This window comes from Pseudomonas tritici, from assembly GCF_014268275.3.
Taxonomy (GTDB): Bacteria; Pseudomonadota; Gammaproteobacteria; order Pseudomonadales; family Pseudomonadaceae; genus Aquipseudomonas; species Aquipseudomonas tritici.
This window is the reverse complement of sequence record NZ_CP077084.1, coordinates 5139314-5157684: the sequence shown is the minus strand read 5'-3', so window position 1 is coordinate 5157684 and position 18371 is coordinate 5139314. Positions and strand designations below refer to the sequence as shown.

Genomic DNA, 18371 nt, shown 5'->3' with positions numbered 1-18371 from the left:
AGAGAGGAAAAGCGCGGTGAAACGAGTGCATGTAGCAGCAGCGGTAATCCGAGGTGTCGACGGCAGGATCCTGCTCGCGCGCCGCGCCGATACCCAGCATCAGGGCGGCCTCTGGGAGTTTCCCGGTGGCAAGGTGGAGGCTGATGAATCGGTCGCCAGTGCGCTGACCCGCGAATTGCAGGAAGAGCTGGGCATCCAGGTCATCACGGCGCGGCCGCTGATCAAGGTGCAGCATGATTACCCGGACAAGCAGGTGTTGCTGGATGTCTGGGAAGTCTCGGCCTTTACCGGCGAACCTCACGGCGCCGAAGGGCAGCCGCTGGAATGGGTTGCCCCTCGGGATCTTCTCAACTATGAGTTCCCGGCAGCCAATGCTCCGATTGTGGCGGCTGCGCGTTTGCCTGCTGAATACCTGATCACCCCTGGCGAGCTGGAAACCCCGACACTGTTGCGCGGTATCCAGCAAGCCATCGCCGGCGGCATCAAGCTGGTTCAGCTGCGCGCACCCAACGGCTACGACCCCAAATACCGCGATCTTGCGGTGGATGCGGTGGGTTTGTGTGCGGGCAAGGCCCAGCTGATGCTCAAGGGACCGTTTGAATGGTTGGGGGACTTTCCTGCAGCCGGCTGGCACATGACGGCGGCGCAACTGCGTAAATACGCGAGCAAGGGCCGCCCACTGCCGAAGGATCGCTGGCTGGCGGCTTCGTGCCACAACGCTGAAGAGCTGGCGTTGGCGCAAATGATGGACGTGGATTTTGTCACGCTGTCGCCAGTGCAGCCGACGCAGACTCATCCTGATGCACAGCCGTTGGGTTGGGAGCAGGCGGCTGAGTTGATCAGCGGGTTCAGCAAACCGGTATTTCTGTTGGGTGGGGTTGGGCCTGCTGAGCGGGAAAAAGCTTGGGAGGCTGGGGCTCAAGGTGTCGCTGGGATCAGGGCGTTTTGGCCGGAAGTTTGATGGGGTTCTGACGGGCCTCTTCGCGAGCAAGCCCGCTCCCACAGTTGACCGGGTTTCACCTTTGGAATGCAGTCAAATGTGGGAGCGGGCTTGCTCGCGAAGGCGTCAGGTCAGACGCCTCATAATTAATGAGGCTTGGCCGCGGCCTGCCACAACACCTCAGCAACACCCTGACGCTTGGCAATCACCCGCGCCGCCACAAACAACAAATCCGATAGCCGATTGATATACGCCAACCCAACCCCTTCCAACGGCTCTACCGCATTCAAGTGCTGACACCGCCGCTCCGCACTGCGCGCCAGGCTGCGGCATACATGGGCCTGGGCGATCAGCGCTGAGCCACCGGGCAGGATGAAGTTCTCCAGCGGCCCCACGTCCTCATTCCAGCGATCAATCGCAGCTTCCAGCCGGTCCACTTCCGCTGCATTCAACGCCTTGTACTCCGGCATCGCCAACTCGCCCCCCAGATCGAACAACCGATGCTGGCAAGGGCTCAGCACCTCGATCACGTCTTGCAGGCCCGGATGCTGGCCGCCCAGTCCTTCGAGATAGGCCAACAGCAACCCGAGCTGACTGTTGAGCGAGTCGACTTCGCCAATCGCCTCTATGCGCGGGTGGTCCTTGGGGACGCGGCGGCCGTCGCCGAGGCCGGTTTCGCCTTTGTCGCCGGTACGGGTGTAGATCTTCGACAGGCGAAAGCCCATGGTCAGTGCTCCAGTTGGTTCAATTCGTAGGGGGCAGTTGGCTGCCGGCCAAGGGTAGGCGCAGGGTGAAGCAGGTGCCTTGGCCGAGGGTGGAGTGCACCTCCATCTGGCCCTTGTGGTTGTTGGTGATGATGAAATACGACACCGACAGCCCAAGCCCGGTGCCCTGGCCGATTTCCTTGGTGGTAAAGAACGGTTCGAAGGTGCGCTTACGCACGTTCTCGCTCATGCCGATGCCGTTGTCTTCCACCTGGATCTCTGCCCACGGCGGGTTGAGGCGGGTACGCAGGATAATGCGACCCGGCTCGCTACCGTCTGCACGCAGGTGGATGGCCTGGGCGGCATTTTTCAGCAGGTTGAGCAGCACCTGTTCCAACTCGTTGGCGGTGCCCGGAACCGGGCCCAGTTGGGGGTCGAACTGGCGGGTGATCGCCTGGCCCTTGAAGTCAAAGCCGATGGCCAGGTCGAAGTCGTTACCGGCGATTTCCACGGCTTGGTCGATCAGCGCCGGCAAATCGCAAGGCGCCATTTGCCGGTTGCTACGGCGGCTGAAACTGAGCATATGGGTGACGATCTTCGCCGCCCGCGCTCCGGCCTGCTGAATACCATCGAGCAGCTGCGGCACTTCGCGGCCTTCGAGATAGCGGTTGACCGTATCCAGTTCGATGCCAGCCTGTTCAGCGTGCTCCAGGTTCTTGGGCAGGTCGGGAGACAAGCGGCGGCGGATGTTCTGCACGTTATGCAGGATCGCCCCCAGCGGGTTGTTGATCTCATGGGCCATACCAGCGGCCAGGCCACCCACAGACAGCATTTTTTCCGACTGCACCATCATTTCTTCCAGGGACAGGCGCTGGGTGATGTCATCGATACGGATCACCACGCCACGCCCGGCACCGCCCATCAGCGGGTAGAAGGTCAAGGCGTAATGCTTGGGTTCATCGTCCTTGAACCAGGTGACGCGCTCGATGCGCTCCACGGTGTGCTGTTCGACGGCTGCCCTGATCTGCGGCAGGTACGGTTTGAGCGGCTGGAAGGCCAGGTAGATCGGCTGGTTCAGGGCTTCATCCAGGCGCGTACCGGAGAGGGCGCTGGCCTCCTGGTTCCATTGGGTGACGTAGAGCTGTTCATCCAGGGCGATCAGCGCCGAGGGCATCGAGTCGATGATGCTGTTCAGATAGTTCTGAAACCCGGTGAGCTTTTTCTCGATCTTGCTGCGAACCTGAACTTCCAGTTCGAGCTTGCGATTGGTGTGGCGCGTTTCTTCGGCCAGGCCCTGGGCTTGGTCGTAGGCGGCCTGGGAGTCGTCCCGCGCACGCTTGAGTTGCTGCTCGCGCGCTTCGATACGCGACAGCATGGTGTTGAAGGCTTCGGCCAGGCTGCCGATTTCATCGTGATTGCCACGGCCGGCACGCAGGGCGTAGTTCTCTTCGCGGGTGACTTGGCGCGAGAGTTCTTCCAGTTCATGGATCGGCCGGGTGATCAGGCGTTTGATCTGGCGGGCAATGACCAGCCACAGCAGCACGCTGAAAATCAGGATGCCCAGGCTGGCCGTGAGCGTGCCGGTATAGAACGCCACCGGCAATTCACTGCTGGCTACCAGCAACAGATGCCCGGACGGTTGGCCCGCACGGGGCAGGGTGATGATCTGATTACTGCGAAACTCGGTGACACGCCAGGCTTCGATATGCCGGTAGTGGTCCGGCAGGTGCAGGCGGTCGCCGTGTTGCATCTGCGCCAAGAGATTGCCAGCACCGTCGTACAGGGCGGCGGCACGCAGGGGGGAATAGCTGGTCAGTTCATTGAGCAGGGCGTCAGCTTTCGCGGGCGACTCAAGGGCCTCGGCGGCGAGCGCGGGGTTGGACACAAGGCGGCCAATGGCCTGCAACGCCTGGGGCGCCATGCTTTCCTGGGAGATCCAGTAGGCGGCGCTGATAAAGGTCAGGTTGGCCACCAGCAAGACGGTGGTCAGCAGCACCAGCAGGGCGGCCAGCAGTTTCTGCCCGACCGGTAGGTTTTCAAGACGCTGGCGCAGCGGCATCAGGGTTTTCCCAGGTAATAGACAGACGGGCAGGGTAGCGCGTGGCTCAGCCGCGGGGCAATCCGCGTGCAAGTAACTGCTCGACCAGGCGTACTTGCAGCTGTTGCAAATGCGGCAGGCTCAACTGATGACGGGTGGCCGCCTGGCAAGCATAGCCCAATAGATAGCTGATTTCGGTGCGTCGGCCGGCAGCCACGTCCTGGAACATGGAGGAGTAATTGGCGGCCGTGGCGTGGATTACCCTTTCTACTTCGTGCTGCAGGTCCTGCGCCGCAGCGGGTTGGCCGCAGCATTCCAGCAGTTCACCCAGTTCGGCGCAAAGGGTGGCGACTTCGCAGTGATGGGCTTGCAGTTCCCCATTGCGGCACTGGTACAGCACCGTCAGTGGGTTGATCGCACAATTGAGTGCCAATTTGCGCCACAGCCGCGTGAGGATATCGGTGCTCCAATCGTGGGGGATGCCGGCAGCGTTCAAATCATCGAGCCAAAGTGGCGGGGTAGGGTGGCTTACATCGCCCAGCCAAGTGTAGCCATGGCCGGCGAACACCACGCGCCAGTCGCCATCGCGAAATGCGCCTTCGGTGCTGGAGGCAAAGATGCAGCGAGCCTGGGGCAGTTGCGCGGCCACTGCGTCTTGGCTGCCAAGGCCGTTCTGCAACAGGATCAGCTCGGCATCGGGTGTCAGCCGATGTTGCAACTGTGCGACAGCGTCTTGGGCGTCGTAGGCTTTGCATGCCACTAGCAGGCGGTGAATCGGTTCGGGGCTGTCGGGTATTTCGCCGATCACCGGGTAGGTGTGTTCGACGCCCTGTTCTACCAGGGTCAGCCCCTTGGCAGCCTGATAACTGGCCAGGCGTGCCTCGTCGCGCAGGATCAACCTTACGGGCACGCCCGCGCGCGCCAGGCGAGTGGCCCAGAGTGTGCCCAGGCTGCCAGCGCCGAGAATATGCCAGGTGGTCGACATCAGTTTGTGCTCCGTAGGGTCGCTCACAGTGAACGGGGCGAAAGAACCGCTATAATGCTCCGGCATTTTAGCTCGGGCGCGCCCCATCTCTACTGAGCCCGCCCCTTATATTGGAGAAATGACATGCCTTCGTTCGACGTGGTATCCGAACTGGACAAACACGAAGTCACCAACGCCGTCGAGAACGCCGTCAAGGAGCTGGATCGCCGCTATGACTTGAAAGGCAAGGGCAGCTTCGAATTCAAGGAAAAGGAACTGACCGTCAACCTGACCGCTGAAGCCGATTTCCAGCTGGAAGCGATGATCGAAATCCTCAAGCTGTCGCTGGTCAAGCGCAAGATCGATGCGCAATGCCTTGAAATCAAGGACGCCTACGCCTCCGGCAAGTTGATGAAGCAGGAAGCCGTGCTCAAGGAAGGCATCGATAAGGAGCTGGCGAAGAAGATCGTGGCCCACGTCAAGGACGCCAAGCTGAAAGTCCAGGCCGCCATCCAGGGTGAGCAGGTGCGTATCACTGGCAAGAAGCGTGACGACCTCCAAGAGGCCATTGCGGCCTTGCGTGCCAAGACGTTCGATATGCCGCTGCAGTTCAATAACTTCCGCGACTGATGGCACATTGGGGAACCCGCGGGCGTTTTTGACGTCCCACGCCCCATAAACCTACGCCTGCTCTTGAGCCCTACGGGGCTCAATTGCATTGGTGGCCACCGAATACGCCGAACATCCGGTAACCAGGAGAATGTAGATGGATTTGAACGCTGAAATGGATCACTTGATCAAGACCTCACAGTCGTGGATCCCGATGATCATGGAATACGGCAGCCGGGTATTGCTCGCTGTCATCACCCTGGCCATTGGTTGGTGGCTGATCAACGTATTTACCCACCGAGTGGGGCGTTTGCTGGCCATCCGTAACGCGGACCTGGCACTGCAGCACTTCGTCACCAGCCTGGCGAACATTGCGCTCAAAGTCATGCTGATTGTCAGCGTGGCCTCAATGATCGGCGTGGCGACCACCTCGTTCGTTGCTGCGATCGGTGCCGCTACCCTGGCCATCGGCCTGGCGTTGCAAGGCAGCCTGGCCAACTTTGCCGGCGGCGTATTGATTCTGTTGTTCCGTCCGTTCCGTATTGGTGACTGGATCGAAGCTCAGGGCACCTCGGGTACCGTCGACAGCATCCAGATCTTCCACACTGTGCTGCGTACCGGCGACAACAAGACGGTAATCGTACCTAACGGCATCCTGTCCAACGGCATCATTACCAATACCAATCGCCAGCCGACTCGCAAGGTGGTGTTTGACGTAGGTGTGGACTATGACGCTGACCTGCAGAAAGCCCGCGAAGTGCTGCTGGAACTGGCGAAAGATCCGCGCGTGCTGGCGGACCCGGAAGCTGTGGCCGTGGTTTCAACCCTGGGTGACAGCTCAATCACTGTGTCCTTGCGCTGCTGGACGAAGACGTCGGATTACTGGGATGTGATGTTCCTGTTCAATGAACTGGCACGTGACCGTTTGAAAGCGGCGGGGATTGATATTCCGTTTCCGCAGCGCGTTATTCGTGTAATGCAGGAAACCGCCGCTAAGTAATGTCGAGCAATAACCGTGGACTTGGCCATTAGGTCAGGTTCAAGGTGCTGGTGTTAATCTAGTTAGTTAGCTTGCTAGTTATTCTGGCGCTGAAACATTACAGCCATAAAAAAGCCGCTCCTTTGTTAACAAGGGAGCGGCTTTTTTTGTTTAAGGCCGAAGCCTTAAGTCATCGTTGTAATCAAACCGTCAATTACAAGATGTTCAGCGGGTATTGCGCGATCAGACGCAGTTCGTCGATCGAAGGCGAACCGTAGTAAACGCCATCACCGGAACGGTAGGTCGCTTGACGCAGACGCAGGCTCAGGTCTTTAGCCGGGCCATTCTGAATCACGTACTTGGCTTCGATGTCGCGTTCCCACTCTTTACCGTTCGAGGTGGTGGCGGTGTTTGCGCCGCTACCGGTCACGTAACGAGTCATGAAGCTCAGGCCAGGAATGCCAAAGGTTGCCATGTTGATGTCATAACGAGCCTGGTAGGACTTCTCGCCTTCGGCGTTGAAGTCGGAACGGGCGATGGAGTTGGCCAGGAACACTGTGCCGCCGCCGTCTACGCCATAGCCGTAGTCGCCGTCACCGGTAACTTTCTGGGCTGCCAGAGTGAAGGTATGTGCACCAATGGTGTAGGCACCCTGCAAGCTGAACGCGCGGTTGTCGAGCTTAGTGCGCTCTGCGAAAGGCAGGGCACTGTCTTTGGAAGCACGTTGCAGGCCTTCACCTTCGCTCTTGGTGTCGTAGATGTTGAAGTCCAAGGCAAACGACTGATCGTCGCTCAGCGCGTGGGTCCAGTTCAGGTTGCTGTAGTACTTACGGAAGTAATCTTCGGTCTTCGCGTAGTACAGGCTACCGGTGAACTCTGGAGTGAAGGAGTACACACCACCGACAAAGTCGGTTTTGGTCAGGCCCAGGCTGTCATGGTAAGTCTGGTTCTGCGCAACGCTGGAGGTGAAGTGACCGCCTTCCAGCTTCAGGCCCTTGATCTCGCTGCTGGTGATCGAGATACCTTGTGGCAGCTCTGGCAGCAAGCGGCTGTCGTCAGAGGCGAACACAGGTGCTGTGGTGTACTGGTCACCGATTTTCAGGACCGTATCAGAGATACGGAACTTAACGGCGCCACCGCCTTTGGAGTAATCGTCTTGCGAGCGACCGTCGGAACCGGTTGGGAACAGACCGGTACCAGCGCGACCCTTGCCGCTGTCAAGCTTGACACCCAGCAGGCCAATCACGTCAACACCGACACCGATGGTGCCTTGGGTGAAGCCCGACTGGTACAGGGCGTTGAAGCCAAGACCGGACTCTTCGGCACGGCTCTGAGAGCCCGGGCCCGACGGGTTGTTACGGAAGTCGCGACTGAAGTACAGAGCGCGGGTATTAATGCTGAAAGTGCTGTCTTCAACAAAGCCTTTGGAATCGCTTTGGGCGGACGCCATTGCGAACTGCGTAGTGCCTGCTGAAACAGCCAGGGCGATCATGCTCCACTTCATCACGCGCATCGTGATTTGCTCCTTTGGTTTTAGGAAGAGTACTGCCGTCCCACCTGTATTTTTGTCTGGGCGGCTCTTTCTTTTTGTGTCGGCGCAAAGTTATATCACGCTGACATTGTTGGCGATACTTGCCCCACTTTCCTTTCAGCTTCTTTACGAGCTGGTCGTAAATTGCTAGATCCATGTCGCAATTTCACAGCCTCACTGTAACGAGACTGACAACTTCAATGCTGTTTCCAAACCATTAAAAGAGCGTAGAAAACGTACTTTAAAGTTTGAAATCTTCCCTGGTGCACATTGAACCGCTGTTGTTTTTCATCGCGAAACACCTGGGTCCCTTTAGGTGCCGTTGCCGACGATAGAGGGATGAATGCAACAAGCGCGCCCAAACCGTAAACCGAATGTCATTTTTTCGTGAAAAACGTTGCAGCTTCGTGAAAACCGCATAAGCACGGGGTTTTTAAGCCGATTGGTTTGAGCGTGATGCCCATGCTCCTTAGCTGTCCGCGGGTGCATAAATCCTCAACCTTGCAAAAACGTTACCCGTTCACCCCATTCAGTGGGTAGACGGAGGCTCGCTTTGAGGCATGAGTGGGTCATTTTGGTGCAATAACCCTCATGGCTCGGTTTGCCGTGATAGCTCAATGCCTGTATTTGTTGAGGCCTCTGTACCGAGGGTCTCGTCGCAATGGTTCGACCAGCATCTGGCCAATCGCTGAAGTATTGGTCATTGAGCGTAGTCGAAATAATCGACTGTCTCGAAATGGTGCGCTTTTTTTTGCCATGCGTTGCCAATGCGCATAGGGCGCCGCGTGAAGCGGTACCGATTCGCAGGTATGCTATCGGCCTTGAACCTGTCCTGCCGAACGGAGTGCCTGCGGTGTTCGCTTTAGATCAACGCCTTCAACAAGACACGCTGGTGATGGGGGATTTCCCCCTCTGTCGCCTGCTGCTGTCTAATGACTCGAACTACCCTTGGTTCATCCTGGTGCCGCGTATCAACGGTATCAGCGAAGTGTTTCAGCTGGATGTCACCGACCAGCAGCGGTTATGGCAAGAAACCACCGCCTTGGCGCAATTGCTGAATGAAGGCCTTGCGGCTGACAAGATGAATATCGGCGCACTGGGCAACGTCGTCAGTCAGTTGCACGTGCACGTGATCGTGCGCAAGCGCGACGATGCCGCTTGGCCGGCGCCTGTGTGGGGCAGGCACCCGGCTCAGCCATATACCGATGAGCAAGTGGCAGCCATCCGCACTCGCCTGCGTGAGCTGCTACCCGCCGACTTCATCTTTACCCAGGGCTGAATTATGGATTTGCAAGACCGTGTTACCGACCTGGAAAGCCGGCTGGCCTTCCAGGATGACACCATCGAGACCCTGAACGACATTCTCGTCACGCAGCAACGTGCGGTAGAGCGCCTGCAGTTGCAGATGACCGCGCTGCTCAAGCGCCAGGAAGAGATGGGCGGCCAATTCGAGACCTCCGAAGAAGAAGCGCCGCCGCCGCACTATTGATAGCCGCGCATAAAAAAACCGCGATCCAGCAATGCTGGCTCGCGGTTTTTTTTTGCTGCGAAGGCGGGTATCAGCGACGCGGCAGTGCAGCGATCACGTCTTCGGCTTGCAGGCCTTTGTCGCGATTCATGACGGAGAACTCCACGCGCTGGCCTTCCACCAGGACGCGATGGCCTTCGCCGCGAATGGCCCGGAAGTGGACGAAGATATCGTCGCCCGAATCACGGGAAATAAAGCCGAAGCCTTTGGACGTGTTGAACCACTTGACGGTACCGGTATCCCGATTGGTCATGTCGTAGGTTTGCGACGAGGCCGCAGGAGACGAACGGTAGAAGCTGATGGCCAGGTGAAGAACGATGGCGACCACAGCAATCACTAGGCTGAGCAGGATGGCCGGGTGGCCGCCGACTTCAGGCATGGGGGCCAGGAGGGTGAGGGTTTGTACGACAACGGTCAGCACCAGCAGCGCGCTGACCAGGTTTTGCAGTTGATGACGTGTGCCTTTGTTCCAGTAAGGGATCACAGGTGCCAGCGTCAGGTTAAGAAGGCCGAACAAGGCCAGGTACAGAGCGTCGTGTTGTTCCAGGTAGGGAGGACTTCCCTGTTGCAAGCTCGGTATAAAGGACAGCAGCAAAGCTGCAACGCCCGTTAGCAGGTGGACGATTTTCAACATTTTGATTAACTCACGTTAAGACGGATCACGAGGAAGAGCTGACTGGCACGGTTCGCTTCTGAACAATGGGAGGCGTTGGGCACGTGCGCGGGTATCAGCCTATGTCGGTGCCGCAGAAAGTAACGGCGACGACACGCCGCCTATTTAACAGCAAAGGCTGTGCCTACTCAAATCAAGCATTTCGGGGTGTTGCAAGGAGGGCGGCATTTCTGCGTCAAACGCTTGTCCTAGACACGTGCAGGCTTTTTAAACGGCAGGTAGAGATATTTTCCACATGGCTCGAAGGCTGCGGCTGCGCTGTCTGACACGTTACACCGGGGCGAATTGCCGCGGCGGGCTGCGCATCACCCGCACTCTTGCTAGAGTGGTCCTGCACCTGATCAATGAATGCTGGTCAACTGAAGGGGATAAACATGGCAATCGATATCGGTATCAGTGAAGAAGATCGTAAATCCATCGTCGATGGGCTTTCGCGACTGCTTTCCGATACCTACGTACTGTATCTGAAGACCCACAACTTCCATTGGAACGTCACGGGCCCCATGTTCCGTACGTTGCACCTGATGTTTGAAGAGCAGTACAACGAGTTGGCCCTGGCAGTGGACTCCATTGCCGAGCGTATCCGTGCCCTGGGTTTCCCGGCGCCGGGTGCCTACTCGATCTATGCCCGTCTTTCTTCTATCAAGGAAGAAGAGGGCGTACCCAGTGCCGAAGAGATGATCAAGCAACTGGTGGCCGGTCAGGAAGCCGTCACGCGCACAGCGCGCGGCATCTTCCCATTGCTCGACAAGGTCAGCGATGAGCCCACGGCCGACCTGTTGACCCAGCGTATGCAGGTTCACGAGAAAACCGCGTGGATGCTGCGTTCGCTGCTCGAAAATCAGTAAACGCCGACCCTGAGTGGCGCCGTCCTGGCGCCGCTTGCTTGTTTCCGCGCATTTCCTGGCGTTGTCCTACGCCGATCAACTCCCGCGTCTTCTGGCTGCCCGTCGCTCGCTGCTGTTTTATAGGGCCATTGCCCAAGGGGATAGCCCGTGGGCTGCTGTTTGGCAATGGAGTGTCAGGTGTATGTCACGTGGAGTCGGTAATGGAGTGATGGAAACCGGTGGTTTTCATAAGATACAGGTCGACCCTTTTGCAAAAGGGTTCGATATGGGGCTGGCCAAGCCATTGTCCCGGTCGGTGAGGCTCAACGGGTTTTCCACTTGCCTGCGGCTGGAGCAGATCTATTGGAATATCCTCACGGAAATAGCCAGGATCAACGCCTGTTCAGTCAGTGCGTTGCTGTCTTACGTCGATCGGGAAGTGCACTTGCGTTATGGCGGTGTGAAGAACTTCAGTGGGTTGGTCAGGGTGGTGTGCGTGGTTCACGTCTTGAAAGGGCGTATTGAACCTTCATACTCACCGGGGTAGTCATCGGGCACCGGGGCCGGCCCTTGTAGTGAGCGGGCTTGCCCCGCGCTGGGTGGCGAAGCCACCCCAATAAGGACACCGCGAGTTCCAGGATACGCCTAGGCCGCCTGGTTTGGGGCGGCTACGCCACCCAGCGCGGGGCAAGCCCGCTCACTACGGGTTGTCCGCTGAAGTGAGTTTGGCCCAGGGCAGAAAGCCGGCTGCGCTGCCTCGATTTACCAGATATAATCCCGCGCTTTGCTACGCATGCTGCGAACCCGCAGGGCAGGCGTGGCGCAGTAACGATCTGATCGCCGAGACATCTCCATGCCCATGTACGACTATCAATGCGCTTCCTGTGGTCATCAGTTGGAAGCCATTCAGAAGATCAGCGCCGCGCCGTTGGTCGATTGCCCGGCCTGTCAGGCTCCGGAGCTCAAGAAGATGTTGTCCATGCCGGGCTTCCGCTTGAGCGGCAGCGGCTGGTACGAGACCGACTTCAAGACCGGCTCGAAGAAGAACCTGGCCGGCGGCGACAAAGCAGACTGAGTTGAACTCTACGCGCAGGCTCCTGCATTATCCGTCCCCTGCTTTAATGTACGGTGACGAGGCGGGCCTCCACCGAATTTCGAATTACGAGAAGTGAAACCACTACCATGATGCGCAGCCACTATTGCGGCCAACTGAACGAGACCCTGGAAGGTCAGGAAATCACCCTTTGCGGATGGGTTCACCGTCGCCGCGACCACGGCGGGGTCATCTTCCTCGATATCCGTGATCGTGATGGTCTGGCCCAAGTGGTGTTCGACCCGGACCGCGCCGAGAGCTTCGCCGCCGCCGACCGCGTGCGCAGCGAATACGTTGTGAAGATCACCGGCAAGGTTCGCCTGCGTCCGGCTGGCGCTGTGAACAAGAACATGGCGTCCGGCGGCATCGAAGTGCTGGGCTACGAGCTGGAAGTGCTGAACGAGTCGGAAACCCCGCCGTTCCCACTCAACGAATACTCCGACGTGGGCGAAGAAACCCGCCTGCGCTACCGCTTCCTGGACCTGCGCCGTCCGGAAATGGCCGAGAAGCTGCGCCTGCGTTCGCGCATGACCACCAGCATCCGCCGCTTCCTCGACGAAAACGGCTTCCTCGACGTCGAAACGCCGATCCTGACCCGGGCCACCCCTGAAGGTGCGCGTGACTACCTGGTGCCGAGCCGTACCCACGCCGGCAGCTTCTTCGCCTTGCCGCAATCGCCACAGCTGTTCAAGCAACTGCTGATGGTGGCCGGCTTCGACCGCTACTACCAGATCGCCAAGTGCTTCCGTGACGAAGACCTGCGCGCCGACCGCCAGCCGGAATTCACCCAGATCGACATCGAGACCAGTTTCCTCGATGAAAAAGAGATCATGAGCATCACCGAACAAATGATCCGCAACCTGTTCAAGGAAGTGCTGGATCTGGAGTTCGGCGAATTCCCGCACATGACCTTCGAAGAGGCCATGCGCCGCTACGGTTCCGACAAGCCAGACCTGCGTAACCCGCTGGAACTGGTAGACGTGGCCGACCAGCTCAAGGAAGTCGACTTCAAGGTGTTCAGCGGCCCGGCCAACGACCCTAAATGCCGCATCGCCGCCCTGCGCGTGCCTGGCGGCGCGAGCATGCCGCGCAAGCAGATCGACGACTACACCAAGTTCGTCGGCATCTACGGTGCCAAGGGCCTGGCGTACATCAAGGTCAACGAGCGCGCCAATGGCGTTGAGGGTCTGCAATCGCCGATCGTCAAGAACATCCCGCTGGACAACCTGAACGCGATCCTTGATCGCGTCGGTGCGGTCGATGGCGACATCGTGTTCTTCGGCGCCGACAAATCCAAGATCGTCAGCGAAGCCTTGGGCGCACTGCGCATCAAGCTGGGCCACGACCTCGACCTGCTGACCTGCAAGTGGGCACCGATGTGGGTTGTCGACTTCCCGATGTTCGAAGAGAACGACGACGGCAGCTTCAGCGCCTTGCACCACCCGTTCACCGCGCCGAAGTGCTCCCCGGCTGAGCTGGAAGCCAACCCGGCTGGCGCTCTGTCCCGCGCCTACGACATGGTGCTCAACGGCACCGAGCTGGGTGGCGGTTCGATCCGTATCCACCGCAAAGAGATGCAGCAAGCGGTCTTCCGCCTGCTGGGTATCAACGAAGCAGAACAGGAAGAGAAGTTTGGCTTCCTGCTCGACGCCCTGAAATACGGCGCACCGCCGCACGGTGGCCTGGCTTTCGGCCTGGACCGCCTGGTGATGCTGATGACTGGCGCCCAGTCGATCCGTGAAGTGATCGCCTTCCCGAAAACCCAGAGTGCTGCGGACGTCATGACCCAGGCTCCAGGTGTGGTGGATGCCAAGGCATTGCGCGAACTGCACATTCGTCTGCGCGAGACGCCGAAGGCTGAGTAAGGCCGCTGCGTGAACGCGCACTGAGGTTTACGCAGTCTAAAAAGGCGCATCTTCGGATGCGCCTTTGCGTTACAAGGGATGTGCTTTAAAGAGGGAAGTCCTGCCAGGGGTGGGATTGTTAAGGTTTCTACAGAATTTCGGAGTTGTGTTATGGCTGGCCATTCCAAGTGGGCGAACATCAAGCACCGCAAAGAGCGTCAGGATGCCAAGAAAGGCAAGATATTCACCAAGTGGATCCGCGAGCTGACCGTCGCTGCCCGCCAAGGCGGCGGTGACCCAGGCTCCAACCCGCGCCTGCGCCTGGCGCTGGACAAGGCCCTCGGCGCGAACATGAGCCGTGACATCATCGACCGCGCCGTGGCCCGTGGCGCCGGTGCCGCCGATACCGACGACATGGTCGAGCTGAGCTACGAAGGCTACGGCCCGGGCGGCGTGGCGGTGATGGTCGAGTGCATGACCGACAACCGCAACCGCACCGCAGCAGCTGTGCGCCATGCGTTCAGCAAGTGCGGCGGCAACCTCGGCACTGACGGTTCGGTGGCCTACCTGTTCGAGCGCAAGGGGCAGATTTCCTTTGCTCCGGGTGTGGATGAAGATGCACTGATCGAAGCCGCGATGGAGGCGGATGCCGACGACGTAGTGACCAACGACGATGGCTCCATCGACGTGTTCACCTCGTTTGCCGGGTTCTATGCCGTGCGCAATGCGCTGGAAGCCGCTGGTTTCAAAGGCACTGACGCGGAAATCGTGATGCTGCCGACCACCAGCGCCGAGCTGGACCTGGACGGTGCGCAAAAAGTGCTGAAGATGCTGGACATGCTCGAAGACCTGGATGATGTTCAGAACGTGTATTCGAATGCCGATATTCCAGAGTCCGTAGCCGAACAACTCGCTTAAGCACGATAGGGATCCAATGTGGGAGCTGGCTTGCCTGCGATGGCATCACCACGGTGTAACTCACACACCGAGGTGTCTGCATCGCAGGCAAGCCAGCTCCCACAGGGTTCTATGCTGTTACACAAATGTGTGCAAACCCAACCTGCAGGCGTTATGACTTTAATCCTAGGTATCGACCCCGGTTCGCGCATCACCGGTTTTGGCGTGGTGCAGCACACCCCGCGTGGCTGCATCTATGTCGCTTCGGGTTGCATCCGTACCGGCGCGGGCGAGTTGGCCGAGCGCTTGCAGATTGTCTATCGCGGCGTGCGTGAAGTGATCCAGACGTACGGGCCGGTGACCATGGGCATCGAGAAGGTGTTCATGGCAAAGAACGCCGACTCAGCCCTTAAACTTGGCCAGGCCCGTGGCGCGGCCATCGTGGCCGGCGCGGAGGAGGGCATGGAGATTGCGGAGTACACCGCGACCCAGGTCAAGCAGGCCGTGGTCGGCACTGGTGCGGCCAACAAAGAACAGGTGCAGATGATGGTCATGCACATGCTCAAACTCACCGCCAAGCCGCAGATTGATGCCTCCGACGCCCTGGCCATCGCCATTTGCCATGCGCACACCCGATCCAGTCTGCTACCGCACGGCCTCGGTACGGCACGCAGTCGTGGCGGGCGCCTGCGTCTCTGATAGCATCAGCGCAATCGTTATTTCCGGTCAGGCCTTGATCTGACCCCAAGCTTTAAGGATCGAACCGTGATTGGACGCTTGCGCGGCACCCTGGCTGAGAAACAGCCGCCGCACCTGATTCTGGATGTAAATGGGTTGGGGTATGAGCTGGAAGTGCCCATGACCACCTTGTATCGCCTGCCGTCGGTCGGTGAGCCGATAACGCTGCACACTCATTTGGTGGTGCGCGAAGACGCACAACTGCTTTATGGTTTCATTGGCAAGCGCGACCGTGACTTCTTCCGCGAGCTGATCCGCCTTAATGGTGTGGGGCCGAAACTGGCCCTGGCCTTGATGTCGAGCCTGGAAGTGGATGAACTGGTGCGAGCCGTTTCGGCCCAGGATACCTCTGCGTTGACCAAGGTGCCTGGCGTCGGCAAGAAGACCGCCGAGCGCCTGCTGGTGGAGCTCAAGGACCGCTTCAAGGCCTGGGAAGTCGTGCCGAGCATGTTTGCCCTGGTGCCGAACCAGCCGGATATGCCGGCAGGTCAGGTCGCCAGCGCCGAAAGTGATGCGGTCAGCGCGCTGATCTCCCTGGGCTACAAGCCGCAGGAAGCCAGCAAGGCTGTATCGGCCATCAAGGATAAGAACCTGAGCAGTGAAGACATGATCCGCCGTGCCCTGAAGGGAATGATTTAAGTGATTGAAGCTGATCGTCTGATCGCGGCCACCGGCCCGCGCGACCGTGAAGAAATCCAGGACCGCGCCATCCGTCCACTGAGCCTGGCGGACTATATCGGCCAGCCTACCGTGCGCGAGCAGATGGAGCTGTTTATCCAGGCCGCGCGCGGGCGCAGTGAATCCCTGGATCACACGTTGATCTTTGGCCCACCGGGTCTGGGCAAGACCACTCTGGCCAACATCATTGCCCAGGAAATGGGTGTGTCGATCAAGTCGACCTCCGGCCCTGTGCTGGAGCGCCCGGGCGACCTGGCAGCGTTGCTGACCAACCTTGAACCGCACGATGTGCTGTTTATCGACGAGATCCACCGACTCTCGCCGATTGTCGAGGAAGTGCTGTATCCCGCGATGGAAGACTTCCAGCTCGATATCATGATCGGCGAAGGCCCTGCGGCGCGCTCGATCAAGCTCGACCTGCCACCTTTCACGCTGGTCGGCGCCACCACCCGCGCCGGCATGTTGACCAACCCGTTGCGAGACCGTTTCGGCATTGTTCAACGTCTAGAGTTCTATAGCACAGCGGATTTGGCGACCATCGTCAGCCGTTCGGCAGGCATTCTTGGCTTGCCGCTGGACCCGGAAGGCGCGTTTGAAATTGCCCGTCGGGCCCGTGGCACGCCACGGATTGCCAACCGGTTGCTGCGTCGCGTGAGGGATTTTGCCGAAGTGCGCGCCAAGGGCCATATCACCAAGCCCGTGGCCGACCTGGCCTTGAATCTGCTGGATGTGGATGAGCACGGCTTTGATCACCAGGATCGACGTCTGCTCTTGACCATGATCGAGAAGTTCGACGGGGGGCCGGTGGGCGTCGACAGCCTGGCGGCGGCGATCAGTGAGGAGCGCCATACCATTGAAGATGTGCTGGAGCCGTACCTGATCCAACAGGGCTATATCATGCGTACACCAAGGGGCCGGGTCGTTACACGCCATGCCTACCTGCACTTTGGGTTAAACATTCCGTCACGATTGGGTGAGATGCCCGTGGTAGACGAATTCCTCGATGCAGTGGACGATTAAAAGCTTCACGCAAGTCGATTTATTCGATGTTTGTGCTGTCCTAGTGGCTGGCGTCGTCTTTCAGTCACTGGATATGGTTCAGAGAATGAAAAAACAGTTGCCTGGCCGGATTGGCAACCTGAGGAGTAAGCACTAGAGTATGCGCGCGCAAAACGGGGATCAGTCGTTCGCACATCGCTGTCGCGTATATTACGAGGACACCGATGCGGGCGGCATCGTGTATTACGTCAATTACCTCAAGTTCATGGAGCGGGCTCGAACCGAGCGGCTACGGGAGCTGGGCTTTGCCCAATCCGAGCTGGCAGGGGAGGACCTGTTATTCGTCGTGCATTCCAGCGAGGCGCGTTATCACGCGCCGGCGCGGCTGGACGATGAATTGCTGGTAAGCGCTGAAGTAATCGAATTGAACCGTGTCAGCCTGCGTTTCAAGCAGCAGGTCAGGCGGGCAACGGATGCAACGCTGCTCTGTGAGGGGCAGTTCCTGGTGGCCTGTGTGCGCACCAATAGTTTGAAACCCCGGGCCATTCCCGAAGCTCTACGTGCGGCCTTTGCCGGCGTAAGCGGCGCGGGTAAACAATCAACGCAGGAGATTTAGCGTGGAACCTACCGTCGTCGACCATTCCTCCATGTGGAGCCTGGTCAGTAATGCCAGTGTTGTGGTTCAACTGGTGATGCTGACCCTGGTAGCCGCATCGGTTACCTCTTGGGTCATGATTTTTCAGCGCAGCAACCTGCTGCGTGCCGGTCGACGTGCCCTGGAGAGCTTTGAAGAGCGCTTCTGGTCGGGTATCGACCTGTCCAAGCTGTACCGCCAGGCCGGCAGCAACCCGGACCCGGATTCGGGCGTCGAACAGATCTTCCGCGCGGGCTTCAAGGAATTCTCCCGTCTGCGCCAGCAGCCAGGCGTTGACCCGGAAGCGGTCATGGAAGGTGTGGCCCGTGCCATGCGCGTCGCCATTTCCCGTGAAGAAGAGAAGCTTGAGCAAAGCTTGCCGTTCCTCGCCACCGTCGGTTCCGTGAGCCCGTACATCGGTCTGTTCGGTACCGTGTGGGGGATCATGAACTCCTTCCGCGGCCTGGCCCAGGCCCAGCAAGCGACCCTGGCCACCGTGGCCCCGGGTATCGCTGAAGCCCTGATCGCTACCGCTATCGGCCTGTTCGCTGCGATCCCGGCAGTAATCGCCTACAACCGTTTCGCCGCTACCAGCGAGACGTTGATTGGCCGTTACTACACCTTCGCCGATGAGTTCCAGGCGATCCTGCACCGTAAAGTGCACACCAGCGAAGAATAAGCAGGTAATTCCCAAT

At 59.0% G+C, this 18371-nt stretch carries 20 protein-coding genes; 15 read left to right on the top strand and 5 right to left on the bottom strand.

Annotated elements, in window-relative coordinates; genetic code table 11:
* The first annotated feature begins 16 nt into the window (after positions 1-16).
* Entirely contained in the window at positions 17-961 is a 945-nt protein-coding gene (locus HU722_RS23525) for a Nudix family hydrolase (RefSeq protein WP_065873603.1), read from the top strand.
* 125 nt (positions 962-1086) lie between these two features.
* On the opposite strand, the gene HU722_RS23520 is transcribed toward HU722_RS23525, so the two are convergent.
* Genes HU722_RS23520 through HU722_RS23510 form a run of 3 tightly spaced genes read right to left on the bottom strand, consistent with a single transcriptional unit; the run spans position 1087 to position 4667 of the window.
* A complete protein-coding gene (locus HU722_RS23520; protein WP_065873602.1) occupies positions 1087-1665 on the bottom strand; it encodes a cob(I)yrinic acid a,c-diamide adenosyltransferase in 579 nt (192 codons plus the stop codon).
* Positions 1666-1684: 19 nt separating this feature from the next.
* A complete protein-coding gene (locus HU722_RS23515) occupies positions 1685-3703 on the bottom strand; it encodes a sensor histidine kinase (RefSeq protein WP_065880993.1) in 2019 nt (672 codons plus the stop codon).
* A 46-nt stretch (positions 3704-3749) separates the two neighbouring features.
* The gene (locus tag HU722_RS23510; protein WP_065873600.1) at positions 3750-4667 is read right to left on the bottom strand and encodes a putative 2-dehydropantoate 2-reductase; all 918 of its coding nucleotides are present in this window, start codon (positions 4665-4667) and stop codon (positions 3750-3752) included.
* Positions 4668-4790: 123 nt separating this feature from the next.
* On the opposite strand from HU722_RS23510, the gene HU722_RS23505 reads away from it, so the two are divergent.
* Together HU722_RS23505 and HU722_RS23500 are read left to right on the top strand one after the other, a co-directional pair.
* A complete protein-coding gene (locus HU722_RS23505) occupies positions 4791-5276 on the top strand; it encodes a YajQ family cyclic di-GMP-binding protein (RefSeq protein ID WP_003209785.1) in 486 nt (161 codons plus the stop codon).
* 136 nt (positions 5277-5412) lie between these two features.
* Entirely contained in the window at positions 5413-6255 is an 843-nt protein-coding gene (locus HU722_RS23500; RefSeq protein WP_049711744.1) for a mechanosensitive ion channel family protein, read from the top strand.
* A gap of 193 nt (positions 6256-6448) precedes the next feature.
* On the opposite strand, the gene HU722_RS23495 is transcribed toward HU722_RS23500, so the two are convergent.
* Entirely contained in the window at positions 6449-7747 is a 1299-nt protein-coding gene (locus HU722_RS23495; RefSeq protein WP_065873599.1) for an OprD family porin, read from the bottom strand.
* An 871-nt stretch (positions 7748-8618) separates the two neighbouring features.
* Here HU722_RS23495 and HU722_RS23490 point away from each other — a divergent pair.
* Entirely contained in the window at positions 8619-9044 is a 426-nt protein-coding gene (locus HU722_RS23490; RefSeq protein WP_065881081.1) for an HIT domain-containing protein, read from the top strand.
* Positions 9045-9047: 3 nt separating this feature from the next.
* Positions 9048-9254, top strand: coding sequence for a SlyX family protein (locus HU722_RS23485; protein ID WP_015885618.1), 207 nt, complete (start codon positions 9048-9050; stop codon positions 9252-9254).
* A gap of 70 nt (positions 9255-9324) precedes the next feature.
* On the opposite strand, the gene HU722_RS29045 is transcribed toward HU722_RS23485, so the two are convergent.
* Positions 9325-9927 carry a cold-shock protein gene (locus HU722_RS29045; RefSeq protein ID WP_025854767.1) on the bottom strand — a complete coding sequence of 201 codons (603 nt, stop codon included), beginning with the start codon at positions 9925-9927 and terminating at the stop codon, positions 9325-9327.
* Positions 9928-10340: 413 nt separating this feature from the next.
* Here HU722_RS29045 and HU722_RS23475 point away from each other — a divergent pair, with 413 nt between their 5' ends.
* From HU722_RS23475 to tolQ, 10 genes are all read left to right on the top strand, one after another.
* Positions 10341-10814: a Dps family protein gene (locus tag HU722_RS23475; protein WP_003193874.1), complete on the top strand. Its 474-nt coding sequence runs from the start codon at positions 10341-10343 to the stop codon at positions 10812-10814.
* Between the two features lie 181 nt (positions 10815-10995).
* Positions 10996-11340 carry a ribbon-helix-helix domain-containing protein gene (locus tag HU722_RS23470; RefSeq protein WP_065889943.1) on the top strand — a complete coding sequence of 115 codons (345 nt, stop codon included), beginning with the start codon at positions 10996-10998 and terminating at the stop codon, positions 11338-11340.
* Positions 11341-11646: 306 nt separating this feature from the next.
* A complete protein-coding gene (locus HU722_RS23465) occupies positions 11647-11868 on the top strand; it encodes an FmdB family zinc ribbon protein (protein ID WP_010208103.1) in 222 nt (73 codons plus the stop codon).
* A gap of 107 nt (positions 11869-11975) precedes the next feature.
* Positions 11976-13751: an aspartate--tRNA ligase gene (gene aspS, locus HU722_RS23460; RefSeq protein ID WP_065889941.1), complete on the top strand. Its 1776-nt coding sequence runs from the start codon at positions 11976-11978 to the stop codon at positions 13749-13751.
* Positions 13752-13901: 150 nt separating this feature from the next.
* On the top strand, positions 13902-14648 hold the full coding sequence (locus HU722_RS23455) for a YebC/PmpR family DNA-binding transcriptional regulator (protein WP_049711749.1): 747 nt from the start codon (positions 13902-13904) through the stop codon (positions 14646-14648).
* A gap of 153 nt (positions 14649-14801) precedes the next feature.
* Complete coding sequence (gene ruvC / locus HU722_RS23450) at positions 14802-15326, top strand: crossover junction endodeoxyribonuclease RuvC (RefSeq protein ID WP_049711750.1); 525 nt, start codon at positions 14802-14804, stop codon at positions 15324-15326.
* A gap of 66 nt (positions 15327-15392) precedes the next feature.
* Positions 15393-16004, top strand: a complete 612-nt coding sequence (gene ruvA, locus HU722_RS23445) for a Holliday junction branch migration protein RuvA (RefSeq protein WP_003175802.1) — start codon at positions 15393-15395, stop codon at positions 16002-16004.
* Positions 16005-17063, top strand: a complete 1059-nt coding sequence (gene ruvB, locus HU722_RS23440) for a Holliday junction branch migration DNA helicase RuvB (RefSeq protein ID WP_024077146.1) — start codon at positions 16005-16007, stop codon at positions 17061-17063.
* 139 nt (positions 17064-17202) lie between these two features.
* A complete protein-coding gene (ybgC, locus tag HU722_RS23435) occupies positions 17203-17658 on the top strand; it encodes a tol-pal system-associated acyl-CoA thioesterase (protein WP_065873596.1) in 456 nt (151 codons plus the stop codon).
* A gap of 1 nt (position 17659) precedes the next feature.
* Complete coding sequence (gene tolQ, locus HU722_RS23430) at positions 17660-18355, top strand: protein TolQ (RefSeq protein ID WP_015885609.1); 696 nt, start codon at positions 17660-17662, stop codon at positions 18353-18355.
* Positions 18356-18371: the final 16 nt, after the last annotated feature.